This window comes from Flexivirga lutea (genome assembly GCF_054778955.1).
Genome location: NZ_BAAGZB010000001.1, coordinates 3,955 through 29,365, shown reverse-complemented (window position 1 = coordinate 29,365; position 25,411 = coordinate 3,955). Strand labels below are relative to the sequence as shown.

Genomic DNA, 25,411 nt, shown 5'->3' with positions numbered 1-25,411 from the left:
GACCTCGTGCTCGACGTGTTCTTCGATGCTCACCTGTCAACGCCTCCCATCACCGGGTCAATGCTGGCGACGGCCACGATCACGTCGGCGACCGAGCCGCCCTCGGCCATCGCGGCGACGGCCTGCAGGTTGTTGAAGGACGGGTCACGGAAGTGTGCCCGGTAGGGCCGCGTCGCACCGTCGGACACGGTGTGGCAGCCGATCTCGCCCTTGGGGCTCTCGATGGCGGCGTAGGCCTGGCCCGGCGGCACCCGGAAGCCCTCGGTCACCAGCTTGAAGTGGTGGATGAGGGACTCCATCGACTCGCCCATGATCTCGCGGATGTGGTCCAGGCTGTTGCCCTGGCCGTCCGATCCGACGGCCAGCTGGGCCGGCCACGCGATCTTCTTGTCCGCGACCATGACCGGTCCGGGGTTCTCGTCGAGCCGCTGGATGACCTGCTCCACGATGCGCAGCGACTGGTACATCTCGTCGATGCGGACCCGGTAGCGGCCGTAGGCGTCGCAGCTGTCGCGGACGGCCACGTCGAAGTCGTAGGTCTCGTAGCCGCAGTAGGGGTCGGCCTTGCGCAGGTCGTGCGGCAGACCGGTCGCGCGCAGCACCGGTCCCGTCATACCCAGCGCCATACAGCCGGTGAGGTCCAGGTAGCCGACGTCGCACATGCGCGCCTTCAGCACGGGGTTCTCGTTGAGCAGGGCCTCGAGCTCGCCGATGCCCTTGCGCACCAGCGGGATGTTCTCGCGGACCTGGTCGATGGTGCCCGCGGGCAGGTCGGCGGCGACACCGCCGGGACGGATGTACGCGTGGTTCATCCGCAGTCCGCTGATCGCCTCGAAGATCCGCAGGATCCGCTCGCGTTCGCGGAAGCCGATGGTCATGACGGTGGTCGCGCCCATCTCCATGCCACCGGTGGCGATGCAGACCAGGTGCGAGGTGACCCGGTTGAGCTCCATCATCAGCACCCGGATGGCCTGCGCCCGGGCCGGGATCTGGTCGGTGATGCCGAGCAGCTTCTCCACGGACAGGCAGTAGGCCGCCTCGTTGAAGATCGGCATGACGTAGTCCATGCGGGTGCAGAAGGTCACGCCCTGCGTCCAGGTGCGGTATTCCATGTTCTTCTCGATGCCGGTGTGCAGGTAGCCGATGCCCGCCCGGGCCTCGGTGACCGTCTCGCCGTCCAGCTCGAGGATGAGGCGCAGCACGCCGTGGGTCGACGGGTGCTGCGGACCCATGTTGACGACGATGCGCTCCTCGTGCAGCGCGGCCGCCTCGTCGACCAGGTCGTCCCAGTCGCCGCCGACGGCGTTGAGCACCGGGGTCTCGTCGTCGACGTCGTGGGTGGTGGCGCCATACGCGTCGGTTGTCGAAGTCACTTGTACGACCTCCTGTCGCTGGGCGGGGGCACCGTGGCTCCCTTGTACTCCACCGGTATGCCGCCGAGCGGGTAGTCCTTGCGTTGCGGGTGACCGGGCCAGTCGTCCGGCATCAGGATGCGGGTGAGAGCCGGGTGGCCGTCGAAGATGATCCCGAACATGTCCCAGGTCTCGCGCTCGTGCCAGTCAGCGCCCGGGTAGGTCTCCACGATCGACGGGATGTGCGGATCGGCATCGGGTGCCACGACCTCGACGCGCACCCGCTTGCTGCCGCCCGTGATCGAGATGAAGTGGTAGACGGCGTGCAGCTCGCGGGCGGTGTCCTGCGGGTAGTGCACTCCGCTCACGCTGAGGCACTGCTCGAAACGCAGCGCCGGCTCGTCGCGCAGCGCCTGCGCGACCAGCGGCAGGTGCTCGCGTGCCACGAAGAGGGTCAGCTCGCCGCGATCGACCACGACCCGCTCGACCGCGACGTCGTAGTCGCCGCCGCGCCGGGTCAGGCCGGCCTGCAAGGCGTCGGTCAGCTCGTCGAAGTAGCCGCCGTAGGGCTTGCTCGCGGTGCCGGGGAAGAGCACGGGGCGGTTGAGCCCGCCGTACCCGCTGGTGTCGTTGCCGAGGGACGAACCGAACATCCCGTGCCGGTCGGCGATCCTGACCGGCTCGCCCACGGTGGTGGTCTCGACGAGCTCGTTCGGCGTCACCGCGTCGGTGGTCGTCGCCTCCGCGCTGGGTTCGTCGGGCTTCCTCTCATCGCTCATGCGAGAAGGCCTTTCATCTGATGCGTCGGCGTCGCTTCCATCGCGGCGCGCTCGGCGGCGCGTGCGGCCTCGACCCGGTTGACGCCGAGCTTGCTGTTCTGGATCTGCTGGTGCAGCTCCAGGATCGCGTTCATCAGCATCTCCGGCCGGGGCGGACAACCCGGCAGGTAGACGTCCACCGGTATGACGTGGTCGACACCCTGGACGATCGCGTAGTTGTTGAACATGCCGCCCGAGCTGGCGCAGACGCCCATCGAGATGACCCACTTGGGCTCCGGCATCTGGTCGTAGACCTGGCGCACGACCGGCGCCATCTTCTGGCTGACCCGGCCGGCGACGATCATCAGGTCGGCCTGCCGGGGCGTGGCGCTGAAGCGCTCCATGCCGAAGCGGGCGATGTCGTAGTCGGGGGTGCCGACCGCCATCATCTCGATCGCGCAGCAGGCCAGGCCGAACGTGGCCGGCCACACCGAGCTCTTGCGCATGTAGCCGGCGACCTGCTCCACCGTGCTCAGCAGGAAGCCCGCAGGCAGCTTCTCTTCGATTCCCATGTCCGTAGACCTCAATCCCACTCAAGTCCGCCGCGGCGCCACACGAAGGCGTAGGCGACGAACACGGTCACGACGAAGAGCACCATCTCGATGAGCGCGAAGAGTCCCAACCGGTCGAACGAGACCGCGAACGGATAGAGGAACACCGACTCGATGTCGAAAATGATGAACAGCATCGCCGTCAGGTAGTACTTGATCGGCACGCGGCCGCCGCCCTCGGCGTGCGGGCTCGGCTGGATGCCGCACTCGTAGGCGTCGACCTTGGCGCGGTTGTAGCGCTTCGGGCCGGCCAGTGAGCTCGCGCCGAGCACCGAGAAGATGGCGAACGCGGCGCCGATGCCCGCGAAGAACAACAGCGGGGCGTAGGAGTAGTTCATTGCTTACGAGTCCTTCCGAACGTCGCTGTTCGAGCCGAGACGGTCATGCTGCGGGCACCACCCGTGACAGCATCGACATCACTCGGTCATCGAGTTTGCCACCGTGCTCGTCGCCGAGGTTGGCCATGACCTTCAACAAGAATTGCATCATCGTCTTGCGCGGCAGGCCGTAGCGCACCGCGAAGCGCATGATCTCCGGGTGCCCGATCAGCTGCGCGAAGTAGCGGCCGACGGTGAAGTAACCACCGAGCGCGTCCTTCATCACCTTCGGGTAGGACTGCAGCACCCGCTCGCGTCCGGCGTCGTCGGCGCGGCCGAACGCCTGCGCGACCACCTCGGCTGCCAGCCGGCCGGACTCCATCGCATAGGCGATGCCCTCGCCGTTGAACGGGTTGACCATGCCACCGGCGTCGCCCACCAGCAGCAGGCCGTCGGCGTAGTGCGGCTGCCGGTTGAAGCCCATCGGCAGCGCCGCCCCGCGGATCGGACCGGTGATGGTCTCCTCGTTGTAGGTCCACTCCTCCGGCATGGTGGCCACCCACCGGCGCATGACGTCCTTGTAGTCGGTCTTGCCGAACGCGCTGGAGGTGTTGAGGATGCCCAGCCCGACGTTGCTGGTGCCGTCGCCGACACCGAAGATCCAGCCGTAGCCGGGCAGCAGCACCCGCTTGCCGTTCTTGTCCTGCGACCACAGCTCCAGCCACGACTCCAGGTAGTCGTCGTCGTGCCGCGGACTGGTGTAGTAGGCGCGGACCGCGACACCCATCGGGCGGTCGTCGCGCTTGTCGCGGCCCATGGCCAGCGACAGCCGGGAGGAGTTGCCGTCGGCGGCGATGACCAGCGGCGCGCGGAAGGTCAGCGTGCGGCCGGTCGGGCGGTCGTTCTCGCCCATCTCCTTGGCCTCGACACCGACGATCGCGCCGGTGCGCTCGTCACGGATGGCGCCGGCCACGTTGACGCCTTCGCGCAATCGGGCGCCGTGCTTGACGGCGTGCTTGGCCAGGATGTCGTCGAAGTCCTGGCGGGTGCGCACCAGGCCGTATGGCGGGAAGCTCGCGACGTCCGGCCAGTCCAGCTGCAACCGCATGCCGCCACCGATGATCCGCAGGCCCTTGTTCTTGATCCAGCCGTCCGCCTCGGGCGTCGGCACGCCGAGCGTGATCAACTCACGCACGGCTCGCGGGGTCAGACCGTCGCCACAGACCTTCTCCCGGGGGAAGTGGGTCTTCTCCAACAACAGCACGTCGAGACCGGCCATTGCGAGGTAAGCGGCTGTGGCTGATCCACCGGGGCCGGCGCCGACGACGATGACGTCGGCGTTCTCGTCCAGGGCAGGGCTAACGCCGGGGAGGCTCACTCGGGTGAATCTTTCTAGCTTGTGAACGTCTTCACTAACCCATGCACTGTATTCCCAACCAGGTCAGCGAACCTACTGAGGCGAACCTAAGTCGTCATCCAGTCGGCGGCGGGCTTGGTCGCCCGGTGCAGCGCCACGATGCCGCCGGTCAGGTTGCGCCATTCGACCGACTCCCAGCCGGCGTCCTGCATCAGCGACGCGATGCCGGCCTGGTCGGGCCAGGCCTGGATGGACTCGGCCAGATAGACGTAGGACTCGGCGTTGGAGCCGACCTTGCGGGCCACCCGGGGCACCGCGGACATCAGGTATTCGCTGTAGACCTTGCGGAACGCACCGTTGGTCGGCGTGGAGAACTCACAGATCAGGATCTTGCCGCCGGGCCTGGTCACCCGCCGGAACTCGCGCAGCGCCTCCTCGGTGGAGTGGACGTTGCGGAAACCGAAGGACATCGTCACCGCGTCGAAGACCCCGTCGGCGAACGGCAACTGCATCGCATCGGCCGCGGTGAAGGCCATCTGCGGCCGCATCTGCTTGCCCTTGCGCAGCATGCCTAGCGAGAAGTCGGCCGGCACCACGCGCGCACCCAGGCGCTCGAACGGCTCGCTGCTGGTGCCGGTGCCCGCCGCGATGTCCAGGATCAGGTCGCCCGGACGGGGCGCGACCGACTCCACCACGACCTTGCGCCAGCGCCGGTCCTGCCCCATCGACATGACGTCGTTGGTGATGTCGTACCGCGCCGCCACCTGGTCGAACATCGTGGCGACGTCACGGGGCTGCTTCTCCAAGCTCGCACGGTTCATACGGCGCATTCTTCCGTATGCCGAGACGGCGCGGACGGGGGCCGACCGGTGACGGCGGCGTAAGGTGGCCGCTCGTGACCATGCCGTTGCCCCAATCCCATCCCGCACTGGTCGTGCGCTCGCGGCGCATCCCCGACCCGGGCGATCTGGTCTCGTTGATCCCAGCCGGCGCCGAGGCGCCGGTGAGCTGGCTGCGCGACGGGGACGGCTTCGTGGGGTGGGGCACCGCCGCCGCCATACAGACGCACGGGACGGCGCGGTTCGCCGACGCGGAGCAGTGGTGGCGCAGCATCGTGCGCGACGCGGTCGTCCGCACCGAGGTGGACCTGCCCGGCTCGGGCCTCATCGCGGTGGGGTCGTTCGCCTTCGCGGCGGCGTCCGCCGCCGGTGGCGTGCTGCACGTGCCCGAGGTCGTCGTCGGCCGGCGCAACGACGTCGCCTGGATCACCACGATCAGCACGGCCGCCGAACTGCCCGGCGCGCCGAGGTTGCAGGCCGGCCGGTGTCCGGCGGCCCCGGACGTGTCCGCCGTCGGCAGCGGTGCGCTGACCGACGCGGAATGGACCGCGGCCGTGGGTTCGGCGGTCGATCGTATCCAGTCCGGCGCGCTCGACAAGGTGGTGATGGCGCGTGACGTGGTGGTCCGCTCCGCGAGCGAGATCGACCCGCGCTACCTGTTGCGCAACCTGTCCGACTCCTACCCCAACACCTGGACCTACAGCGTCGACGGGCTGATCGGCGCGACCCCCGAGATGCTGCTGCGCCGGCAGAAGGGTCTGGTCACCTCGCGCGTGCTCGCCGGCACGATCCGGCGCACCGGCGACGACGAGCACGACCTGGCCCTCGCCGCTTCGCTGGCGCGGTCCAGCAAGGACCTCGAGGAGCACGAGTACGCGGTGCGGTCGGTTGCCGACGCGCTCTCACCGCACTGCTCGTCGATGAACGTGCCGGAGTCGCCGTTCGTGCTGCACCTGCCGAACGTCATGCACCTGGCGACGGACGTCGCCGGCGTGCTGCACGAGGACGTCTCGTCGCTCACGCTCGCCGCGTCGCTGCACCCGTCCGCGGCCGTGTGCGGCACGCCGACGCTCGCCGCACGCGACCTGATCGCCGAACTCGAGCGGATGGACCGCGGCCGGTATGCCGGACCCGTCGGCTGGCTGGATGCCGCGGGAGATGGCGAGTGGGGCATCGCGCTGCGTTGCGGCGCACTCGAAACACCGCACCGGATCAGGCTGTTCGCCGGTTGCGGGATCGTCGCCGGGTCGCAGCCCGAGTCCGAGCTGAGGGAGTCCGACGCGAAACTCGTGCCGATGCGTCAGGCGCTCGGCTGCGGCGCCTCGGCCGAGTAGGCGATCCCTGATGCACGTCGGTCGAGCTGAGCCACAAGGGTTTTCGTGTCGGTGTGGTCGCCCGCGTGCTCGCCATCGCTGCATCGGGTCTTCGTGGTGGCCGAGCGTGTCGAGGTTACGTCGGCGAGGGGAAAGCCGTTGACTCTAAAGGATATTCGATCATCGGGCTCCTTGTAGTTCGAACGCCAGTTCGGTAGACTTGGTGCATGGGAGGGACACCGACAGACCAGACACCAGCAGGTGATGGGCTGGCCGCAGCTGGCAAGATCCGGGCGGCGTTCGAGTTGTTGGTGTCCGCGTTCGAGGACACCCGGCTGGATGCGATCACGCCGGGCAAGGACGAGTTGCTGGAGCAGATTGCCGCCGCCCAGTACGTGTTGAATGTCGCGTGCAGGCGGCCCGGCTCGCCCAGGTCGCCGCGATCGAGCCCGTACGCTTCCCGGACCACACCTCCCCGTCAGGGTTCCGAGAGCATGCGGTGGCGCACCCGATCGGGACACATCAGGACGAGTTCATCGGCTGCGAGATCGGCCCGTTGATGGGCTGGACGTCCGGGCAGGCCGTCGGGCGGGTCAGCGAAGCCGCCGACATGATCACCCGGACCCCGCGGTTGTTCGCAAGGGTCGGCACCGGAGAACTCGAGCCCGCCAAGCTGGCCTCGATCCACCGAGCCATCGGGCGGACCGTCAAAGAGCTCGGCGACGACGGGCACCCGGTCACAATCGATGTGGCGCGGACAGTGGAGACCGCGTTGCTCGGTGACGTCCACCCCGACGACGACAGTGCTCAGGCAGCAACCGTCGTGCAAGAGAACGTGCAGCTGATTGCGCGGCAGTCCAACCGGCAATTGCGGCACCGCACCGAACGCATCCTGCGCACCGTGGACCAGGTCGCTGCGGACAAGGCCGCCACGAAACGACGCCGGGACCGGGTCGGGGTCTTCACCCACCCCGACGACGAACCCGGCCTGACCCACCTGCACGCCATCCTGGACTCGGCAATCGCTGCGCAGCTCATGTCGGCGCTCGACCAGCTCGCCCGGGATGTGCATGCGGATACCAGCACGGACAAGACGTTGGCCGAATGCCGCGCCGATGCCCTCGCCGACCTGGCCCTGGGCAATGCCACCGTGGCAACGAAACTGCTCATCCACGTCCCGGTCCACGTCCGAGCAGACACCACCAGCCCAAGCAGCGGGGACGCAGCGTCGGCAGCACCGCGCGTCGGGCAGGGGGCGGCGTTCTGGCCTGCCGCGTTCGCGCACCCGATCACCGGTCTCACGGTCTTGCCGCACGGCCGCCCCACCGCAGCCAGAGCCGGATCCATCACGCCCACCGGGGTACGAGTCAAGTCGCAACTAGACCTGGACATCGAGTTCAACGAACTGATGAAGACTTTGTGGCCGCCTGATCCCGACGATTACCCGCCCGACGTATTCGACGACTACGAACCCATTGATCGGGACGACGGCGACGACGGACCGCCAGCATGGTGGCGGGCTGAACCGAGCCGACCGCCCGCAGCAGCGACGCAGCCCGGCGTCTCGACCGCCTTGCTGGGTGACGCCATCGTGCCCGGCGTCGGAGTCATTCCCGCCGCCGTCATCTGCGAAATGTCTCGCTCGTTCGGCACGACGATCACCCGCGCCCTGGTCGACGCGAACACCGGCGTCACCGTGGAAACCAATGAAACGCAATACCGGCCCAGTCACCGGCTCGCCGACTTCGTCCGCGCTCGAGATGGGCACTGCCGGTTCCCCGGATGCGCCCGGGCTGCTCGCTGGTGCGACATCGACCACGTCGTCCCCTGGCCTGCCCGGACCACAGCGGCCTGGAACCTCCAATGCCTGTGCCGACACCACCACCGCACCAAACAAGAACAACACTGGCACGTCGCCATGACGGCCGACGGGGTCTGCACCTGGACCAGCCCGTCCGGCCGCACCTACACCACCGTCCCCGGCGAATAGCCCCACCCCACAACGGGATCCAGACTTCGAAAATGTCGGTGGTACCTCAATCTGATCGACTGGCGCTCACGCGCGAAGGACGCAGCTGGCCTCCTCAGAGATCGAGGATCGTCAGGGCGCGAAGCAAACATGAGTCTCGGACGAATGGAAGTGCAGACCTACGATTTCGCCAACGACAAGGGGAACGGACCGAAGTCCGATCGGCGGGGAGTCGAAGGTCGCGCAGATCCGAGTCGCGGCCCGGCATGCTGTCCGTGTGGAAATGTCCGAGATCTACCACCCAAGAAGCTGGCGACTGTTCGACCAGTTGGACATCGACCTCGTCGAACCGGCCGGCCCGGACGAGCTTTTCGACGTCGCCGCCCGGCACGTCACCGGCGGGCACGCGCTGGATGTCGGATGCCGCGACGCCAGACATTTGATTCGGCTGGCAGAGCAGTTCGGGTTCTCCGCCTAGGTATCGATCCCGTCCCATAGCACGTCGACCGCGCAGCGACCGCCATACAGGAAGTAGGGCCTGGCGGCGACACCACCACGCGATCACGGAGAAGGTGGTCGTCGGCACCCGGTGGCGCGCGGAGTACGGCGAACCCGTCTACCGGTTGACCGAAGCCAGCGCCCAGTGGTCAACGCACCAGTTTCTTGGCCGCTTCGTGCCGGTGATCTACGTCCTCCGGAAACAAGGAAGCCACCGGCTTGTCATCACGACAACTCGGCGCCCTCGATCACGACGACCTCACCCTCAGCGGCCTTGAAGCGCAGCTCACGAGCAGCCTGGTACCCCGGTGAGTTGTAGCAGTCCATCGCTGCTTGGTAGCTCGGGAACTCGATCACCACGTTGCGCGCCCGCGATTCGCCCTCGCTGATGTCGAAACGACCTCCGCGCACGATCGGGACGCCGCCGAAAGCGGCGTACACGGGGTTGGCCGCTGCGACGTACTCGGCATACCCGGCGTCGTCGTGCACCGCGACGCGCGCGATCCAGTAGCCCTTTGCCGAACCCTTGGCAGCCATCTGCATTCCTTCTTCGGTGTCGAACTGTGGTCAGGGCCCCAACAGTAGGCGCAGCGCACCCGGCAGCACCCGCACGGTCACGGGCGCCGTAGCGAGCGGATCACCGTCGGCATACGCCTCGACGCCCTCGGCCTCGATCCGCACGGTGCGCCCGCGCAGGACGCTGACCTCGGGGTTGCGCACGTGGGTGCCACGGTAGAGCTGCGGCAGGGAGCGCACGAACTTCAACCGGTTGCCGGCGCCGACCATCACCACGTCGAGCAGTCCGTCCCGCACGTCGGCGTCCGGAGCGATGTGCATGCCCCTGCCGTAGTAGCCGGAATTGGCTGCGATCGCAGTGAATCCGCGATAGTCAAAGGTCTCGTCGTCGACCTGCACGCGGTAGTGCCGCGGACTGAACTGCAGCAGTCCGCGCACCGACGCCAGCTGATACTGCGCCGCCGACGGCAGCCGCCCGGCGCCGGCGTTGACCAGCTCGGACACGCGTGCGTCAACGCCCGCGTAGACGCTGCCGACCACGACGCGGCCTTCCGCCTCGATGGCGTCGACCTTCGTCTCGACGCCGCCCACCGCCAATCGGGTTGCGTCGTGGATGTTCTCGGGTATGGCGAGCTGGCGCGCGAAGTCGTTGCCACGACCGCCCGGGACGATCGCGGCGACCAGGTCGTACTTGTGCAGCGGGCCCGCCATGCTGCTGACCATGCCGTCGCCGCCGACCAGCACGCAGATCTCCCCCGCGGCCGCCGTGTCCCGGATCAGGCTCTCGGCCATCTCGATGCCGGGCGAGAAGGTGATCCGCACGGTGCCGCCGGCGTCGCCCAGGTTCGCGGCGACGTCACGTGCGATGTGCACGGCGCGTCCGCCGCCGGACAACGGGTTGGCGATCACGTGGAAGGACCGCACCGGACATCGCCTCCAGGAGTGAGAGATTCACCTCAGCATCCAGTGCGCGACTCGCCGCACGCAAGACCGCCACGCCGCTAGGCCGCCAGGAACTGCTTCCATCCGCCCGGCGGTCGAACACCGAAGGGCACCGTTCGCAGCTTGGCCAACACCGCCGGGTCCTGTGCCTCGATCCAGTCGACCAGTTGCCGGAAGGACACGATGCGGGCGTCCGGGTAGGTGGCGATCTTGCGCATCACCTGATCGACGGCCGTCATGTAGATGCCGCCGTTCCAGCCCTCGAAGTGGTTGCCGATGATCAGTGGTGCCCGGTTGGAGTCGTAGGCGCGCCGGAAACCGGCCAGGTAGGTGTCCACCGCCTCCTGCTGCCAGCCGGGGCGCCGCGACGGTGTGCCGCGGGTGGTGCCGCCGGTCTGGTTGTACATGATGTTGTAGTCCATCGAGATCACCTGCCCGGTGTGCCCGGCGAACGGGATCGACTGCATCGACAGATCCCACAGATTGCGATCCTTCGACGGCCACATCTGGATGCCGGTCTTGCTGCTGTCGTAACGCCAGCCCAGCTTCGACGCCGTGACCCGCAGGTTGTCCGCACCCTCGAGGCACGGCGTGCGGCCGCCCACGAGTTCCTTGTCGTAGTCGAAGGGCAGCGGCGGCAGGTCGGTGAATCCGGTGGTGCTGCGCCAATGTTCGACGAAGTACTTCGCCTGCTCGATCTCGCTCTTCCAGTCGGCGGGCGACCACTGCTGCACACCGCGCGGCCCACAGAAATGACCGTTGAAATGAGTGCCGATCTCGTGGCCCTCGCGCCAGGCTTCGCCGATGTTCTGGATCGTGGCGTGGATGTCCTCGTCCTCCAAATAGCCGATGTCGGAGGCGCCGACCCGGTGCCGCGGCGGGTGGTAGAGATCCTTGTGGCTGCGTGGCAGCAGGAAGAGACCGGACAGGAAGAGCGTCATCGAGGCACCGGTGTCGCGCGCCACCTCGCGGAAATGGGACAGCAGGTTGAGCCCACTGATCTCGCCGGCACCGTCCCAGGAGATCACCACGAACTGCGGTGGCGTCTGTCCCGGCACCAGGCGCTGCGCGACCGGCTGGTGCGGCTGCGGACCGGTGTCGGACGTCGAGCCGTCGCCGATCAGCCGCACGGCCGGGGACGACGAGGTGGACGCATGCGGCGTCCCGGCGGACGACCGACCGCCTTCGGGCGTATGGCGCGCCCCTGCGCCACCACCGCTGATGCCGCACCCACCGAGCACCGCCGCCGCACCGACCGCGGCACCCGCGGCCAGGGCGTCCCGCCTGGAAACCGTCGCCATCTGCTCCCCAACTCCCCTCGGGTTGCCGGACATCCCTCCGAGACGGCGATGTCCGTGACCACGGTCGCAAACCGGGCCCCGAATCCCAAGGCACCGCGCCGCCGTTCGCGGCGAACGCCCGGCCACGAGCGACGCGGTCGGTGACCGGGCGGATCGGCGGTAGACTGGGACCCGTTCAGTGAAGGGTCCGGCGCGACTGGAGGCGGGAAGTCGCGCGTCGGCTTCTGCCGACCTCCGACGCAGTGCCCGAAGGGCGCTGCACGACCCGAAAGGCCTCCCCCGTGTCACCCGTCGCGTCATACCGTCACCTCTTCGGCCTGACCGGACGCACCTACATCGTCGTGGCGTTCCTCGCCCGCTTGCCCCTGGCGATGAGCCAGATGGGCGTGCTGTTGCTCGTCGCGCACACCACCGGCAGCTACGGAGCCGGTGGTGCCACGGCGGGTGCGCTCGCCGTCGCCAACGCGGCCGGTGCCCCAGTGCTCGGCGCCGTGTCCGACCGGCTCGGCCAGCGATCCGTGGTGCTCGTCCAGTCGGTCATCAGCGCCCTGGGCCTGATCGCTGTCGTGATCGCCGCCGAGAGCGGCATCCCGTGGGGGTGGGCGGCCGTCGCGGCCGCGGTCGGCGGCTTCTTCATCCCGCAGGCCGGGCCGCTGGCACGCGTCCGCTGGCGTCCGATCATCACCTCCAGCGACCGCCCCGGCTCGGCGGTCCGGCTGATCGACACCGCCTTCTCCTACGAGGGCTCGGCCGACGAGGCGTCGTTCGTGCTGGGCCCGGCCCTCGTCGGGTCGATCGCTGCGGTCGTCGACCCGGGCGTCGGCATCTGCACCGCCGCGGCCCTGCTCGCCGTCTTCGGCACGTGGTTCGCCATCCACCCGACGGCGCGGCTGCGCTCCTCCCGCACCGGGGTCGCCGCGGCCGGGCGGCTGCTGACTCCCGCGCTGGGGACGCTGCTGCTGGCACAACTGATCATCGGGATGATCTTCGGCTCGGTGCAGACCGGCACGACCGTCATCGCGACCGACGCCGGACACGGCGGGGTGGCCGGCCTCGTCCAGGCACTGCTGGGCGTCGGCAGCGTCGCGGCGGGGCTGAGCATGGCAGCGCTGCCGGCGCGGATCGGCTACGTGACCCGCTGGCGGGTGACAGCGGCCGGCCTGTTCGTGCTGGCGTCGCCGCTGCTGCTGGTGCACTCCCTGGCCCTGCTGTGCCCGGTGCTGATCGTGCTCGGGTGCTGCGTGGCGCCATACATGATCACCACCTTCACCCTCGGCGAGCAGCTGACACCTCCGTCGCGCACCGGCGCCGCGATGACGCTGCTGGCTGCCGCCACCGGACTGGGGTATGCCGTCGGCGCCGCCGTCGCCGGACGACTCGGTGACGTGTCCGGCGCGACCGCCGCGTTCGCCGTCACCGTCACCGCCGGTGGCCTCGCCTGTGTGCTCGCCGTGCTGGCCGGCCCGTTGCTGCGGCGGGCACACGCCGCCGCGCAGACCCTGCAGCCGGGCGACAACCGTCGGTCGGCGGCGACACGAGCCGCCTGAGCCCACCGTCGCCGTCCTCGGGCGACAACTGCCCGCGCCCGAGCACGCTCTAGGGTTTTGCCATGGCGTCCTCCAAGCAGACCACTGCCCTCAACCTCGCGTCGGCCGCGACGGCCGGCGTCATCACGCTGATCCAGCCCGCGCGCTTCCCGAAGTGGGCGCGGCGCGGCCTGCGCTGGGCGAACACCGCCGGGACGGCCGGGTCGCTCTTCTTCGTCGTCCGCGGTGACGACCTGCCCGACGACCACCCGCTGCACAAGGCCGTCAGCGCCAGCGACGTGCTCGCCGCCGCCACCGGCGGGCTGATGCTGGTCACCTCCGGCCTCGGCATGAAGGCCGACGACCGGATCGAGCAGTTCCTGGTCAAGCGCGGTGTGAAGCACCCGCGGCTGCTCATGGCAGCGGGCGTCGTCGCCGTCCTGTTCGCCGTCAAGACCGTGCAGGACCGGGCACGGCACGACGCACCGGCGGCCACCGCACCCACCGGCCCGAAAGCGCCGCCGAGCGCCAAGCCGGCCAACCCGGCGTTGCCGACGTCGACGTCCGGTCCCGACGCAGCGGCCGAGACCGAGCGCGACAGCCGTCCCGAAGAGACCCGATGACAGGAACCCGATGACGACGTTCGAGTTCGCCGACGTCGAGGACGCCGCGCGCCGGCTGGACGGCGTCGCACACCGCACACCGGTCGTGACCTCGGCACGGCTGGACGCCGAGCTGGGCGTCTCACTGCACGTGAAGTGCGAGAACCTGCAGCGGATGGGCGCTTTCAAGTTTCGCGGCGCCTACAACGCGCTCAGCCGGCTGGACGATGCGGCACGCGCCGCCGGGGTCGTCGCCTTCTCCTCTGGGAATCACGCGCAGGCGGTGGCGTTGGCCGCCCGGCTGTTGGGCATGCCGGCGACGATCGTGATGCCGACGGACGCGCCGAGGATCAAGCTCACCGCCACCAAGGGGTATGGCGCCGAGGTCGTCCTCTACGACCGGCAGACCGAGGACCGTGCGGCGATCGCCGCCGAGTTGGCCGCGCGGGACGGCCGCACCGTCATACCACCGTTCGACCACCCGCACATCGCCGCCGGGCAGGGCACCGCGGCCCTGGAGTTGCTGGAGGAGGTGCCGGATCTCGATGTCGTGATCGCACCGCTCGGTGGCGGCGGACTGCTCAGCGGCACGGCCGTCGCGGTCCGCGGGAAGCGAGGTGGGACAAGGGTCTTCGGCGCAGAGCCGGCCGCCGGTGACGACGGCAAGCAGTCGTTCGACGCAGGGCACATCGTCCGCATCCCGGTGCCGCAGACGCTGGCTGACGGTGCCCAGACCACGGCGCTGGGCGAGCTGACCTTTCCGATCATCCGCGAGCTCGTCGAGGACATCGTGCGAGTCGGTGATGATGAACTCGTGGCGTCGATGCGGTCACTGGCGCACACCTGCAAACTGGTGGTCGAGCCCACCGGGGCACTGGCGCTTGCCGCGGCCCGCACGCTGGCTCCGGACATGCCGGGCGCGAAGGTCGGGGTGATCCTGTCCGGCGGCAACATCGACCTGGATCGTTTCGCCGGCCTGCTGTCGTCGCGCTGAGACTCCCTCAGCGCACGTGGTGCCAGGCAAGGACCGCGATCGACGCCAGGAAGATCAGCGAACCCACGAACGCGAACGGCCGCCCGGCACGACCGATCGCTTCGGCGACGGGCGGTCGCGCACCGAGCTCGACCATCCTTTCTTCGGGTGAACGGCGCAACGTGCCCAGCCGGAACCGCACCGGTGCGAGCTGCGTTGCGAACGGAACATAGACAGAGATCACCAACAGTGCCAGCGGAATTCGGATCCAGAAGGCGCGATAGACCTGCTCCGCCCACAGCGCGACCACGAGTAGGACGATGGCCAGCACGGCTGCGATCAGCTGGCTGCTCACGGTCAGAGTGCGCGCGCGGCTGGTGCTCTGCGCGGCTGCCCGGATCAGCCAGCGCAGCTGACCTTGCTGCATGCGCCGGCGCACCCACCACGCCCAAGCAACGCCCGCCACCAGCAGGGGCAACTCGATCCAGATCCGCACGCACGGAGCGTAAGGCACCAACCATTTCGACCCAACCAGCGACCGTTGCCGGTTATGCACGGGCCAGCTGCCAGAACCCGACCCAACCAGCGACCGTTGCCGGTTATGCACGGGTCAGCTGCCAGAACCCGACCCAACCAGCGACCGTTGCCGGTTATGCACGGGTCAGCTGCCAGAACTGTCCGACATCACGACCGTCGTCCCTTCGGCACACTCACCCACACTCGTCCGGCAAGCTGGGCGTATGCCGGACGACACCACCATGGAGCCCCTCGACGCACTGCGCCGGATCGCGTTCCTGCTGGAGCGATCCCGTGCAGGCACCTATCGCGTCAAGGCCTTCCGTCAGGCGGCCGACACCGTGGTGGCGACACCGCGCGACGAGCTCGAGAACCGCGCACGGGCGGGCACCCTCGCCGAGTTGCCGGGCATCGGGAAGTCGACCGAGGCGGTCATCCGGGAAGCACTGGGCGGCGACCGGCCGGCATACCTGACCAGCCTGGAGGAGAAGTCACCCGAACGCCTGGCCGACGGCGGCGAGCGCTACCGGGAGGCGCTGCGCGGCGACTGCCACAGCCACTCCGACTGGAGCGACGGCGGCTCACCGATCCCCGAAATGGTCGCGACCGCAATGGAACTCGGCCATGAATACCAAGTGTTGACCGATCATTCACCGTCGTTGCGGGTGGCCAACGGGCTCAGTGCCGAGCGGCTGACCAAGCAGTTGGCACTGATCGACCGGATCAACGAACGCACCGGTGACTTCACGCTGCTCAAGGGGATCGAGGTCGACATCCTGGACGACGGCACCCTCGACCAGACCGACGCCATGCTCGACAAGCTCGACGTACGCGTCGCGTCCGTGCACTCGAAACTGAAGATGGCCAAGGCGCCGATGACCCGCCGGATGATCGGCGCGGTCCGCAACCCGCGCACCAACATCCTAGGCCACTGCACCGGACGGATGGTCGACGGCGAACGCCGCGGCAAGGCGCTGCGGCGCGAGCAGTCCAGCTTCGATGCAGCGGCGGTCTTCGCCGAATGCGCCGTGCACGGTGTCGCGGTCGAGATCAATTCCCGGCCCGAACGCCAAGACCCGCCGGACGATCTGATCGCGCTCGCGCTCGACGCCGGCTGCCTCTTCTCCATCGACAGCGACGCCCATGCGCCGGGGCAGTTGGACTTCGTGGAGTACGGCTGCGAACGCGCCGAACGGCTGCAGATCCCGCTCGAACGCATCGTCAACACCTGGCCCAAGAGGGACCTGCTGCGCTGGGCGGCGAGGTCCTGAGGACCTCGTTTTGGCGGATCGCCCAACGCTCCTTTATAGTTCTCTAGTCCTCGACACCAGCCGAGGTGCGCTGAGCGACAGGACTGGTCGTCGAAGATGTAGTCCCCATCGTCTAGCGGCCTAGGACCCCGCCCTTTCACGGCGGTAGCACGGGTTCGAATCCCGTTGGGGATACGCATCACTCATGGTGATGATGCAGGATGCAAGAAGGCCGCAAGGCCCCGTAGCGCAGTTGGTTAGCGCGCCGCCCTGTCACGGCGGAGGTCGCGGGTTCGAGTCCCGTCGGGGTCGCCATCCCTTCTCGGAGGGACGTTAGACAGCCACAAGGCCAGATAGCTCAGTTGGTAGAGCGAGCGACTGAAAATCGCTAGGTCGGCGGTTCGACCCCGTCTCTGGCCACCACGGTCGCACTGGCCGCACAACGGACCCGTCCTCGGACGGGTCCGTTGTCGTCTGCGGACTGCGGGTCGGTCGGTATGCCGGCCGGCCCGGCCTCAGACCAGGCCCGCCTTCGAGGCGAACACCGCCAGCCGCACGCGCCCTTCGATGCCGAGCTTGCGCTGGGCCGCGGACAGATGCGTCTTGACGGTCGCCTCCCCGACATACAGCCGGGCGCCGATCTCCTGGTTGCTCAGCCCCTCGCCGACGAGTTGCACCACCTCGAGCTCGCGTTCGGTGAGCATGCCGATCGCCTCGCGCGCCGCGGTGTGTTCGCTCGTATGACGGTCGTTGATCTGCTCGAACACCCGGCGCACGCTGCGTGGCGACAGCGCGCCGTCACCGGCATGGACGTTGCGGATGGCGGCGATGATGGTGGGCGCCGGGGCGGTCTTGAGCAGGAAGCCGGCTGCACCGGCCGAGATCGCCCGCATCACCACGTCGTCGGCGTCGAACGTCGTCAGCACGATCACCCGCGGCGGCTGGGGCAGCGCACGCAGCGCCGCGGTTGCCGCGATGCCGTCGAGGCGCTGCATGCGCACGTCGAGCAGGACGACGTCCGGGAAGTGTCGCTGCACGGCTGCGACCGCCTCGTCGCCGTCGCCCGCAGTGCCGACCACCTCGATGTCGTCGGTGCTGGACAGGATCAGCTCCAGCCCGGCACACACCAGCGGGTCGTCGTCGATCAGCAGCACCCTGATCGGCTGCACCTGCGCGTCACTCACCAGTGGCTCCTCTCGATCGCCAGGGCAGCCGGACCAGCGTCCGGAAGGCGCCCTCGTCGTCCACCCACACCCACGACTCGCCGCCGGCCTGCTGCACCCGCTCGTGCATGCCGGTCAGCCCGTTGCCGGGCCGGATGGTGTGGTCGGCCGGGTCGGGCGCCCGGTTGGCCGTGCCGATCTGCAGCCCACGCTCCGGGCCGCCCTCGATCTGCAGCCGGACCGGTGCGCCGGGGGCGTGCTTGCGTGCGTTGGTGAGCAGTTCCTGGGTGATCCGGTAGGCGCTGCGACCGACCTGGTCGTGCAGGTCGGCGCCGTGATCGAGGAAGACGGTCGCCGCGACGGGGCTGCCGGCCGCCAGCGACTCGTCGATCAGCCGGGGCAGGTCGACCAGCGTCGGCAGCGTGGCGCTGATGTCCGGGGAGCCCGGCTGCCGCAGCACCGCGAGCAACGAACGCAGGTCGTCCATGGACTCCTGGGCGCCCTCCCGCACCAGTGCGGCGCTCCGGGCCAGCTTGGGGTCCTCGGCGGCCAGCTCCAGACCGGAGGCGTGCAGCGACAGCAGCGACAGCCGGTGGCCGAGCACGTCATGCACCTCCCGGGCGATCCGTTCGCGCTCGGCCTGGCGCGCCACCTCCTCACCCAGCGCGTGCAGTTTGGTCTCGGCGCGGCCTTCCTTGACCTTGCTCACCCGCAGCGCCCTGCGGCTGCGCACCAGCATCGCGGCCCCGACCGTGATCGCGAGCAGGATCACCGTCTCCAGCACCACGAGCCACCACGGAAAGCGCGTGGCGTCGTCCATCGAGAACATGCTGCGGGCCCACGACGACACCTGACTGCCGGTGCCGTCGCGCCATACGCTCGCCAGCTCCGCACCGGTCGCCACGGCCAGGCAGGCCCACAACCAGGGCCCCGACGCGACGAGCAGCACGGCATACAGCGCGAACAGCGGGGTGATGGCGTCCAGCGGCAGGGCGATGGTCAGCGTGCTGATGCCGAGGGAGATCCACACCGGCCACCGGTGCCGCCAGACGAGCGCGACACCGGCGAGAACACCGACCAGGCCGAGGAGGATGAAGCGGCCGGACGACTGAGTCGCATCGGCGACCGCGCGGTCGGTGATGCCGTCGTGGCGGTACTGCACGTATGCCGACGTGCTGATCTGCGTGCCGGCGCACAACAGCACGATCACGGTGGTGACCGCGCCACGCCGCACGCGCGACGATCGCCACCAGGATGCGTCGGCTGCGGTCGTCATGGCCGCACTCTAGGGCCCGCCTCGGACGGCGCATATCCACCGGTCGGCGATCACCACCTCCCCCGTTCGGCGGAGGTATGTCGAGCCGGTCGCCGGAAGTGCGCCACCCCGCCGCCGCGGTCCACTGAGGCCATCGGAGAACGACAAGCGGAGGAGCACCCGATGACCCAGCACGACGGCCCCGACCACGGCGCCCACAACACCTCACGACACCAGCAGCAGAACCCCACCCAGTGGAGCGGCCAACCGCCGTACGCCGGCGGGCCCTACCCGCCCGTGCCGCCCGGTCCGGCACCCAAGAAGGCCAACTGGTTCGCCCGGCACAAGATCCTGACCGGGCTGTGCGGGCTGGCCGCCGTCGTGGTGATCGCCACGGCGGCCACCGCGAGTGGCGGGGCCTCCGACCCGGCTCCGACCACCGCGGCCTCGCACTCTGCGGCCGGCTCTGCGGCCGGCTCTGCGGACGGCTCGGCGACCGGCGACAGCGCGGCGCCGGCGAAGTCCGCCACCTCGGCGAAGCCGACGAGCGCAGCCGCCGAGCCGGCGAAGGACACCGCGCCGGGCATCGGCGACCCGGTGAAGTCGGGCAATCTGCAGTTCACCGTCACCAAGGTGGTGCGCAACCAGGCCCAGGTCGGCCAGGACTTCATGGCGCAGAAGGCGCAGGGCCGCTTCACGCTGGTCTACGTCACGGTCCGCAATGTCGGCAACGACTCCGAGACGCTGCTGGATTCGGAGCAGAAGATCAAGGACGCCGACAACAAGACCTACAGCCCCGACAGCGGTGCCGAGCTGGTGATGGCCGACAACGACGTCTGGCTGGCGCAGATCAACCCGGGCAACGCCGTCGACGGCATCCTGGTCTACGACATGCCGGTCGGCGTGCAGGCCACGGCCATCGACTTCAGCGGAGGCCTGTTCAAGGACAGCAAGACCGTCCGGTTGCACTGACCGGAGGTCCGAGACACACCGCCAGGACCGGCGCATGGGCCCGATCGGCACAGCCGATGTTCTAATCGGGCCCATGCGTCTTCTGCGTCCCCGTCTCGGCCTCCTCGTCCTGCCGCTGCTGCTCGCGGCCTGGCTGGCCGGCACGGGCCAGGCCCTGGCCCACGCTTCGCTGGTCGGTTCCAATCCCGCCGCGGGCACCGACCTGCGCACGGCGCCGACGTCCCTGCGGCTGACGTTCAGCGACGGCATCAACGCGACCGGCACGGCCATCCAGGTCACCGATGCATCCGGCGCGCAGCTGCAGCTCGGTGAACCGGTCGTCAACGACACCGTGGTCACGCAGCGACTCAAGGCGACCACGACGCCGGGCACCGTCCGGGTCGTATGGCGGGTGACGTCCTCCGACGGGCATCCGGCGACCGGCAACTTCACCTTCTCGGTCGACGCGGCGGCAGCCAGCACGCGCAGTCCGGACACGAGCGCCGGCAGGACCACCGGGACGGGCAGTTCCAGCGCCACCGGCGGTCTCGAGCGCAGCAGCGGGTCGACGTCGGACGACACCAGCTATTCCACGTCGGTGCCGACCTTCCAGCGCCCGACCGACCGGACCAACAACGAGCCGCTGCTGATCATCGTCCTGACGGTCGCCGCGCTCATCGTGGTCAGCGGTGTCGCGGCGCTGATCCGGCTGCGCTCTCGGGACGACGACTCCGACCTGTGACCCGCCCCGTCATCGGATCTGCGCGACAGGTGCCGGTCGATGCTGGGAATGTCCGGCGGCTGAGGTACCGTTTACCTCACGACATAGACCGAGGATCCCGGGGTCCGAGGGCGGTCTCGCGCATGCGCGGGTTCCCGTCGGGTCGCACCCCGGCAACACACACGAGGGGGTCTCGCCATGGGGCGCGGCCGGGCCAAGGCAAAGCAGACCAAGGTAGCCCGGGAGTTGAAGTACTTCTCTCCCGACACGGATCTGAATGCACTCGAGCGCGAACTTCGCGCGAAGTCTCAGCACGGTGCGGAGGAAGCCGACGAGTCGCGTGATGACGACGACTACGGCGACTACGCCGACTGGGCGTCGCACCGCGATTGACCCTGCCCCCTGCTGACCGGGGGCACCACACCACACTCACCGCATCCACGGACCGTCGGTCCGTGGATCGGTCTGTTCCGCCCAGCCTGGGTATGACGCACCTGCCACGACTGCACGTCGCGGCGCGCAGTCACTCCCTCAGCCGTGGACACCGATCAGCTGAGCCCCGCCGGACTGCGCGCCCTTCGCGCCGCTGACGATCTCGGCGCCGCTGGCATCGACCTCGTCGGTGGCCCGGACGGTGCCCATGACCCAGCTCGGCAGGTCACGCGCGGCCAGCAGCGCGAGCGCGTCGTCGACGGCCGCCTCGGGAAGCACCACGGCGAAGCCGACGCCCTGGTTGAGGGTGCGCTCGATGTCCTCCTGGGGGACGTTGCCCAGCTCGCCGATGACCGAGAAGACCGCCGGCGGCGTCCAACTGCTGCGGTCGACCACGGCGGTCAGCCCGGTCGGCAGCACCCGGGCCAGGTTGGCGGCCAATCCCCCGCCGGTCACGTGCGAGAGGGCGTGCACCGGCAGCTCCCGGACCAGCTGCAGCAGGTCGGCGGCATACACCCGGGTCGGCGTGAGCAGTTCCTCACCGAGGGTGCGGCCTAACTCCGGCACGTCGCGGTCCAGCGGCCAGCCCGCCGACGCGATGACGCGACGCACCAGCGAGAACCCGTTGGAGTGCAGCCCGCTGGACGGCACCCCGAGCACCACGTCACCGGCCCGCACCAGGTCGGGGGTGAGCAGGTCGGCCCGTTCGACGGCGCCGGTGGCGGCACCGGCCACGTCGTACTCGCTCGGCTCCAGCAGTCCCGGGTGCTCGGCGGTCTCGCCGCCGACGAGGGCCACGTTGGCCTGCTCGCACGCGGCCGCGATGCCCTGCACGATCGCGGCGATGCGTTCAGGCACCACCTTCCCGGTGGCGATGTAGTCGGTCATGAACAACGGCTCGGCGCCACACACCACGATGTCGTCGACGACCATGCCGACCAGGTCGAAGCCGATGGTGTGGTGCACGTCCATCGCCTGGGCGATGGCAACCTTGGTGCCCACGCCGTCGGTGGACGTCGCCAGAACCGGGTGCGCGAACCGGGCGATCGCGGACGCGTCGAAGAGGCCGGCGAAGCCGCCGAGGCCGCCGATCACCTCCGGCCGGGTGGCGCGGCGGACCGACTCCTTCATCAGCTCGACCGCCTTGTCACCCGCCTCGACGTCGACACCGGCTGCGGCATACGTGATCTGCGGGGAGTCGGTCATCGGAGTCCTTCGGGGGTATGACGGATCAGGGCTGCAACAGGGAGTTCTCGGCGCCACCGGACAAACCGATCGACACACCCTCGGCGTCGCTGCGCCGGTCCTGGTCGGCGACGTCGATGGAGCTGTCGTGTCCGGTGCGGACGTCGATCGGCAGCGTCTCCAGCACGTGCTTGCCGATCCGGCCGTCCTCGGGCAGCTCGATCGGGTATTCGCCAGTGAAACAGGCACTGCACAGCTCCCGCTTCGGCTGCTTGGTCGCGGCGATCATGCCGGCCTCGGAGATGTAGCCGAGCGAGTCGGCGCCGATGGACGAGCAGATCTCCTCCACGCCGAGGCCGGTCGCGATGAGTTCGGCGCGGGTGGCGAAGTCGATGCCGTAGAAGCAGGGCCACTTCACCGGCGGCGAGGAAATGCGGACGTGCACCTCGGCCGCGCCCGCCTCGCGCAGCATCCGGATCTGGGCGCGCTGGGTGTTGCCGCGCACGATGGAGTCGTCGACGACCAACACCCGCTTGCCCTTCACCGCGTGCTGCAGGGCGTTGAGCTTCAGCCGGATGCCGAGCTGGCGCAGCGTCTGACTGGGCTGGATGAAGGTGCGGCCGACATAGGCGTTCTTCACGAAGCCCTGGCCGAACGGTATGCCGGACTCCTGCGCGTAGCCGGTCGCGGCGGGCACCCCGGACTCGGGCACGCCGATCACCAGGTCGGCATCCACCGGGTGCTCGCGGGCCAGCACCCGGCCCATCTCGACCCGCGCCTCGTGCACCACTCGGTCGCGGATCACCGCGTCCGGCCGGGCCAGGTAGACGTATTCGAAGACGCAGCCCTTGGGCGTCGGGGTGGCGAACTTGTGGCTGCGCAGCCCGTATTCGTCGATCGCGATGAGCTCACCGGGCTCGATCTCGCGCACCACGCTGGCGCCGATCGTCTGCAGTGCCGCCGTCTCCGATGCCACGACCCAGCCGCGGTCGAGGCGGCCCAGCGCGAGCGGGCGCACGCCATACGGGTCCCGGGCGGCATACAGGGTGTGCTCGTCCATGAAGACGAAGCAGAAGGCGCCGCGCAACTTCGGCAGCACCTCCAGGGCGGTCTCCTCGAGCGGCTTGTCGGGGTTCTCCGAGAGCAGCGCGGTGACCAGCGCGGTGTCGGAGGTGTTGCCGCGGGCGAGTTCGCCGCGGGCCGCGCGGCCGTCCAGTTGCTGGTCGACCAGCTCCCGCAGCTCGGCGGAGTTGATCAGGTTGCCGTTGTGGGCCAGTGCCACCGTGCCGCGGTCGCTGCCGCCGAGAGTCGGCTGGGCGTTCTCCCAGGTGCTGCCGCCGGTGGTCGAGTAGCGGGTGTGGCCGATGGCCAGGTGGCCGCGCAGCGACGTCAGGCTCGACTCGTCGAAGACCTGCGACACCAGGCCCATGTCCTTGTAGACCAGGATGCTGTGGCCGTCGCTGGTCGCGATGCCGGCCGATTCCTGACCGCGGTGCTGCAGGGCATAGAGCCCGAAATAGGTGAGTTTGGAGACCTCTTCACCGGGAGCCCAGACACCGAAGACACCGCATTCGTCCTGGGGTGCCTTCTCACCGGGATAGAGATCGTGCGTCAGCCGTCCATCTCCACGCGCCACGTCACCAGTGTGACATGGGGAGCGGACTGCTCGGTCACGGGCGGTTCAGGAGCCGTTCCAGGATCAGACCGACGATCGCTCCGGCGAGCGCACCGATCGCGGCCAGTAGAGCGCCGATGAGCGCGACACCCGTGCGGGTGGAGTAGCCCGCGGTCTGCGGGCCGGTGCTGGCGATGATCGCGCCGACGATCAGGCCGATCACCGCCCCGGTGATGATGAACCGCAGGAAGTTGGGAGTACGCCGCACCCGGCGTCGGACCACGCGTGGGTCCCGCTGCGGGCCGTCCCCGTGGGACGGTCGTTCCTGCTCGTTCACGCCCAGAACGGTAACCCCGCGCGCTCAGCGGTATGTCGCCGCCCTGCGCGGGGCGACCTTGCACATCGCGTTGTTACCGGCGAGTAGAGACGCGGCGGCGAGCGCGATCGCGACTCGTTAGGGTGAGGCGCTAGTTGATCCCGTCCGGCGAACGCTCCGTCGGATCACCGTCGAACTCAGAGGTATTGCTCATGGTGTGGCTGATCCTGGCCCTGATCATTGTCGTGCTGGCCGTCGTCCTGTGGCTGCTGCTGCGCGACCCGAAGGGCGGTCGCTCGGTTGGCATCGACGGCGTGACCAGTGATCACAAGCTGAGCAGGGCAGAGCCGGCGGTCGATCCGGGGCAGGTCGCGAGCGCCGCGCCCGCCCAGGACTCGGTCGACACCCATGACCAGCCGGCCACCAGTGTGCAGCCGGAGGCCGGTGCGTCGAGCGCCGAGCCGGTGGCCGAACCGCCTGCGAAACCGGCAGCCGAGCCGGCTCCGGAACCGGTCGCCGAGCCGGCCGCCGACGACTGGGACGCACCGCCGCCCGCACTCGAGGAGACACCCGCGGCCACCTCCGCCGGCGACGACTGGGACGCACCGCCGCCCGCACTCGAGGAGACACCCGCGGCCACCTCCGCCGGCGACGACTGGGACGCCCCGCCACCCGCACTCGAGGACTCACCCGCGGCCACCTCCGCCGGCGACGACTGGGACGCCCCGCCACCCGCACTCGAGGACTCACCCGCGGCCACCGAACCCGAGCCACGCCCGGAGCCCGCACCAGCGACAGCGACCTCCGGCGCCGACGACTGGGACAACCCACCACCCGCACTCGAGGAGACACCCGCAGCCACCTCCGGCGCCGACGACTGGGACACCCCACCACCCGCACTCGAAGAGACACCCGCAGCCACCTCCGGCGCCGACGACTGGGACACCCCACCACCCGCACTCGAAGAGACACCCGCAGCCACCGCCGGCGCCGACGACTGGGACAACCCACCACCCGCACTCGAAGAGACACCCGCAGCCACCTCCGGCGCCGACGACTGGGACACCCCACCACCCGCACTCGAAGAGACACCCGCAGCCACCGCCGGCGCCGACGACTGGGACAACCCACCA

At 69.3% G+C, this 25,411-nt stretch carries 25 protein-coding genes, 3 tRNA genes and 1 pseudogene; 14 read left to right on the top strand and 15 right to left on the bottom strand.

Features of this window, described 5'->3' with window-relative positions:
* Positions 1-29: 29 nt before the first annotated feature.
* The 6 genes from ACYVBN_RS00165 to ACYVBN_RS00140 all read right to left on the bottom strand — a co-directional run bounded on the left by ACYVBN_RS00165 (position 30) and on the right by ACYVBN_RS00140 (position 5,216).
* Positions 30-1,373: an NADH-quinone oxidoreductase subunit D gene (locus tag ACYVBN_RS00165; protein WP_460598829.1), complete on the bottom strand. Its 1,344-nt coding sequence runs from the start codon at positions 1,371-1,373 to the stop codon at positions 30-32.
* A complete protein-coding gene (locus tag ACYVBN_RS00160; protein WP_460598828.1) occupies positions 1,370-2,131 on the bottom strand; it encodes an NADH-quinone oxidoreductase subunit C in 762 nt (253 codons plus the stop codon). Before ACYVBN_RS00160 ends, ACYVBN_RS00165 begins: the two co-directional genes overlap by 4 nt.
* Positions 2,128-2,682, bottom strand: coding sequence for a NuoB/complex I 20 kDa subunit family protein (locus ACYVBN_RS00155; RefSeq protein WP_440283445.1), 555 nt, complete (start codon positions 2,680-2,682; stop codon positions 2,128-2,130). The genes ACYVBN_RS00160 and ACYVBN_RS00155 overlap by 4 nt, the downstream gene beginning before the upstream one ends.
* An 11-nt stretch (positions 2,683-2,693) precedes the next feature.
* Positions 2,694-3,059 (bottom strand): NADH-quinone oxidoreductase subunit A, encoded by a 366-nt coding sequence (locus ACYVBN_RS00150; RefSeq protein ID WP_440283444.1) that lies wholly within the window; start codon positions 3,057-3,059, stop codon positions 2,694-2,696.
* 43 nt (positions 3,060-3,102) lie between these two features.
* The gene (locus ACYVBN_RS00145; RefSeq protein ID WP_440283443.1) at positions 3,103-4,416 is read right to left on the bottom strand and encodes a geranylgeranyl reductase family protein; all 1,314 of its coding nucleotides are present in this window, start codon (positions 4,414-4,416) and stop codon (positions 3,103-3,105) included.
* An 86-nt stretch (positions 4,417-4,502) separates the two neighbouring features.
* The gene (locus ACYVBN_RS00140; RefSeq protein WP_460598827.1) at positions 4,503-5,216 is read right to left on the bottom strand and encodes a class I SAM-dependent methyltransferase; all 714 of its coding nucleotides are present in this window, start codon (positions 5,214-5,216) and stop codon (positions 4,503-4,505) included.
* Between the two features lie 80 nt (positions 5,217-5,296).
* Between ACYVBN_RS00140 and ACYVBN_RS00135 the strand changes: the two genes are divergently transcribed.
* From ACYVBN_RS00135 to ACYVBN_RS00125, 3 genes are all read left to right on the top strand, one after another.
* Positions 5,297-6,568: an isochorismate synthase gene (locus tag ACYVBN_RS00135; RefSeq protein WP_460598826.1), complete on the top strand. Its 1,272-nt coding sequence runs from the start codon at positions 5,297-5,299 to the stop codon at positions 6,566-6,568.
* A gap of 478 nt (positions 6,569-7,046) precedes the next feature.
* A complete protein-coding gene (locus ACYVBN_RS00130; protein ID WP_460598825.1) occupies positions 7,047-8,537 on the top strand; it encodes an HNH endonuclease signature motif containing protein in 1,491 nt (496 codons plus the stop codon).
* Between the two features lie 256 nt (positions 8,538-8,793).
* Positions 8,794-8,994, top strand: a complete 201-nt coding sequence (locus ACYVBN_RS00125) for a hypothetical protein (protein WP_460598824.1) — start codon at positions 8,794-8,796, stop codon at positions 8,992-8,994.
* Between the two features lie 245 nt (positions 8,995-9,239).
* Here the strand turns inward: ACYVBN_RS00125 and ACYVBN_RS00120 are convergent, their stop codons facing one another.
* The 3 genes from ACYVBN_RS00120 to ACYVBN_RS00110 form a co-directional block, all read right to left on the bottom strand.
* Positions 9,240-9,551 (bottom strand): DUF1330 domain-containing protein, encoded by a 312-nt coding sequence (locus ACYVBN_RS00120; RefSeq protein ID WP_460598823.1) that lies wholly within the window; start codon positions 9,549-9,551, stop codon positions 9,240-9,242.
* Positions 9,552-9,581: 30 nt separating this feature from the next.
* The gene (locus ACYVBN_RS00115; protein WP_460598822.1) at positions 9,582-10,454 is read right to left on the bottom strand and encodes a diacylglycerol/lipid kinase family protein; all 873 of its coding nucleotides are present in this window, start codon (positions 10,452-10,454) and stop codon (positions 9,582-9,584) included.
* 77 nt (positions 10,455-10,531) lie between these two features.
* Positions 10,532-11,773: a polysaccharide deacetylase family protein gene (locus ACYVBN_RS00110; protein ID WP_460598821.1), complete on the bottom strand. Its 1,242-nt coding sequence runs from the start codon at positions 11,771-11,773 to the stop codon at positions 10,532-10,534.
* A gap of 281 nt (positions 11,774-12,054) precedes the next feature.
* On the opposite strand from ACYVBN_RS00110, the gene ACYVBN_RS00105 reads away from it, so the two are divergent.
* From ACYVBN_RS00105 to ACYVBN_RS00095, 3 genes are all read left to right on the top strand, one after another.
* A complete protein-coding gene (locus ACYVBN_RS00105) occupies positions 12,055-13,320 on the top strand; it encodes an MFS transporter (RefSeq protein ID WP_460598820.1) in 1,266 nt (421 codons plus the stop codon).
* A gap of 62 nt (positions 13,321-13,382) precedes the next feature.
* Positions 13,383-13,922 carry a hypothetical protein gene (locus tag ACYVBN_RS00100; RefSeq protein WP_460598819.1) on the top strand — a complete coding sequence of 180 codons (540 nt, stop codon included), beginning with the start codon at positions 13,383-13,385 and terminating at the stop codon, positions 13,920-13,922.
* A 10-nt stretch (positions 13,923-13,932) separates the two neighbouring features.
* Positions 13,933-14,895: a threo-3-hydroxy-L-aspartate ammonia-lyase gene (locus tag ACYVBN_RS00095; protein WP_440283436.1), complete on the top strand. Its 963-nt coding sequence runs from the start codon at positions 13,933-13,935 to the stop codon at positions 14,893-14,895.
* Positions 14,896-14,902: 7 nt separating this feature from the next.
* Here the strand turns inward: ACYVBN_RS00095 and ACYVBN_RS00090 are convergent, their stop codons facing one another.
* Complete coding sequence (locus ACYVBN_RS00090; protein WP_460598818.1) at positions 14,903-15,370, bottom strand: hypothetical protein; 468 nt, start codon at positions 15,368-15,370, stop codon at positions 14,903-14,905.
* Between the two features lie 262 nt (positions 15,371-15,632).
* On the opposite strand from ACYVBN_RS00090, the gene ACYVBN_RS00085 reads away from it, so the two are divergent.
* The 4 genes from ACYVBN_RS00085 to ACYVBN_RS00070 all read left to right on the top strand — a co-directional run bounded on the left by ACYVBN_RS00085 (position 15,633) and on the right by ACYVBN_RS00070 (position 17,063).
* Entirely contained in the window at positions 15,633-16,661 is a 1,029-nt protein-coding gene (locus ACYVBN_RS00085) for a PHP domain-containing protein (protein WP_460599774.1), read from the top strand.
* Between the two features lie 101 nt (positions 16,662-16,762).
* Positions 16,763-16,835, top strand: a tRNA-Glu gene (locus ACYVBN_RS00080).
* A gap of 43 nt (positions 16,836-16,878) precedes the next feature.
* Positions 16,879-16,955, top strand: a tRNA-Asp gene (locus ACYVBN_RS00075).
* Between the two features lie 32 nt (positions 16,956-16,987).
* Positions 16,988-17,063: transfer RNA gene (locus tag ACYVBN_RS00070), tRNA-Phe, on the top strand.
* Between the two features lie 92 nt (positions 17,064-17,155).
* Here ACYVBN_RS00070 and ACYVBN_RS00065 read toward each other — a convergent pair.
* Together ACYVBN_RS00065 and ACYVBN_RS00060 are read right to left on the bottom strand one after the other, a co-directional pair.
* Positions 17,156-17,824, bottom strand: coding sequence for a response regulator transcription factor (locus tag ACYVBN_RS00065; RefSeq protein WP_460598817.1), 669 nt, complete (start codon positions 17,822-17,824; stop codon positions 17,156-17,158).
* On the bottom strand, positions 17,817-19,079 hold the full coding sequence (locus ACYVBN_RS00060) for a sensor histidine kinase (protein ID WP_460598816.1): 1,263 nt from the start codon (positions 19,077-19,079) through the stop codon (positions 17,817-17,819). Before ACYVBN_RS00060 ends, ACYVBN_RS00065 begins: the two co-directional genes overlap by 8 nt.
* A 162-nt stretch (positions 19,080-19,241) precedes the next feature.
* On the opposite strand from ACYVBN_RS00060, the gene ACYVBN_RS00055 reads away from it, so the two are divergent.
* The 3 genes from ACYVBN_RS00055 (at position 19,242) to ACYVBN_RS00045 (ending at position 21,123) form a co-directional block, all read left to right on the top strand.
* On the top strand, positions 19,242-20,030 hold the full coding sequence (locus tag ACYVBN_RS00055) for a DUF4352 domain-containing protein (protein WP_460598815.1): 789 nt from the start codon (positions 19,242-19,244) through the stop codon (positions 20,028-20,030).
* A gap of 73 nt (positions 20,031-20,103) precedes the next feature.
* A complete protein-coding gene (locus tag ACYVBN_RS00050) occupies positions 20,104-20,751 on the top strand; it encodes a copper resistance CopC family protein (protein ID WP_460598814.1) in 648 nt (215 codons plus the stop codon).
* Positions 20,752-20,976: 225 nt separating this feature from the next.
* Positions 20,977-21,123, top strand: a complete 147-nt coding sequence (locus ACYVBN_RS00045; RefSeq protein ID WP_440283429.1) for a DUF3073 family protein — start codon at positions 20,977-20,979, stop codon at positions 21,121-21,123.
* 138 nt (positions 21,124-21,261) lie between these two features.
* Here ACYVBN_RS00045 and purM read toward each other — a convergent pair whose 3' ends face one another.
* The 3 genes from purM to ACYVBN_RS00030 are packed head-to-tail and all read right to left on the bottom strand — an operon-like array spanning position 21,262 to position 24,299.
* Positions 21,262-22,368: a phosphoribosylformylglycinamidine cyclo-ligase gene (gene purM / locus ACYVBN_RS00040; RefSeq protein ID WP_460598813.1), complete on the bottom strand. Its 1,107-nt coding sequence runs from the start codon at positions 22,366-22,368 to the stop codon at positions 21,262-21,264.
* 25 nt (positions 22,369-22,393) lie between these two features.
* On the bottom strand, positions 22,394-23,983 hold the full coding sequence (gene purF / locus ACYVBN_RS00035) for an amidophosphoribosyltransferase (protein WP_460598812.1): 1,590 nt from the start codon (positions 23,981-23,983) through the stop codon (positions 22,394-22,396).
* A 34-nt stretch (positions 23,984-24,017) separates the two neighbouring features.
* Positions 24,018-24,299 carry a hypothetical protein gene (locus ACYVBN_RS00030; protein WP_460598811.1) on the bottom strand — a complete coding sequence of 94 codons (282 nt, stop codon included), beginning with the start codon at positions 24,297-24,299 and terminating at the stop codon, positions 24,018-24,020.
* 191 nt (positions 24,300-24,490) lie between these two features.
* Here ACYVBN_RS00030 and ACYVBN_RS00025 point away from each other — a divergent pair.
* Positions 24,491-25,411: pseudogene (locus tag ACYVBN_RS00025) on the top strand (hypothetical protein); the annotation flags it as partial.

Coding starts and splice junctions, on each gene's coding strand:
- ACYVBN_RS00050 (WP_460598814.1), top strand. CDS start 20,104: ATGCGTCTTCTGCGTCCCCGTCTCGGCCTCCTCGTCCTGCCGCTGCTG.
- ACYVBN_RS00120 (WP_460598823.1), bottom strand. CDS start 9,551: ATGGCTGCCAAGGGTTCGGCAAAGGGCTACTGGATCGCGCGCGTCGCG.
- ACYVBN_RS00100 (WP_460598819.1), top strand. CDS start 13,383: ATGGCGTCCTCCAAGCAGACCACTGCCCTCAACCTCGCGTCGGCCGCG.
- ACYVBN_RS00060 (WP_460598816.1), bottom strand. CDS start 19,079: ATGACGACCGCAGCCGACGCATCCTGGTGGCGATCGTCGCGCGTGCGG.
- ACYVBN_RS00085 (WP_460599774.1), top strand. CDS start 15,633: ATGGAGCCCCTCGACGCACTGCGCCGGATCGCGTTCCTGCTGGAGCGA.
- ACYVBN_RS00160 (WP_460598828.1), bottom strand. CDS start 2,131: ATGAGCGATGAGAGGAAGCCCGACGAACCCAGCGCGGAGGCGACGACC.
- ACYVBN_RS00135 (WP_460598826.1), top strand. CDS start 5,297: ATGCCGTTGCCCCAATCCCATCCCGCACTGGTCGTGCGCTCGCGGCGC.
- ACYVBN_RS00140 (WP_460598827.1), bottom strand. CDS start 5,216: ATGAACCGTGCGAGCTTGGAGAAGCAGCCCCGTGACGTCGCCACGATG.
- ACYVBN_RS00095 (WP_440283436.1), top strand. CDS start 13,933: ATGACGACGTTCGAGTTCGCCGACGTCGAGGACGCCGCGCGCCGGCTG.
- ACYVBN_RS00155 (WP_440283445.1), bottom strand. CDS start 2,682: ATGGGAATCGAAGAGAAGCTGCCTGCGGGCTTCCTGCTGAGCACGGTG.
- purM (WP_460598813.1), bottom strand. CDS start 22,368: ATGACCGACTCCCCGCAGATCACGTATGCCGCAGCCGGTGTCGACGTC.
- ACYVBN_RS00110 (WP_460598821.1), bottom strand. CDS start 11,773: ATGGCGACGGTTTCCAGGCGGGACGCCCTGGCCGCGGGTGCCGCGGTC.
- ACYVBN_RS00055 (WP_460598815.1), top strand. CDS start 19,242: ATGACCCAGCACGACGGCCCCGACCACGGCGCCCACAACACCTCACGA.
- ACYVBN_RS00150 (WP_440283444.1), bottom strand. CDS start 3,059: ATGAACTACTCCTACGCCCCGCTGTTGTTCTTCGCGGGCATCGGCGCC.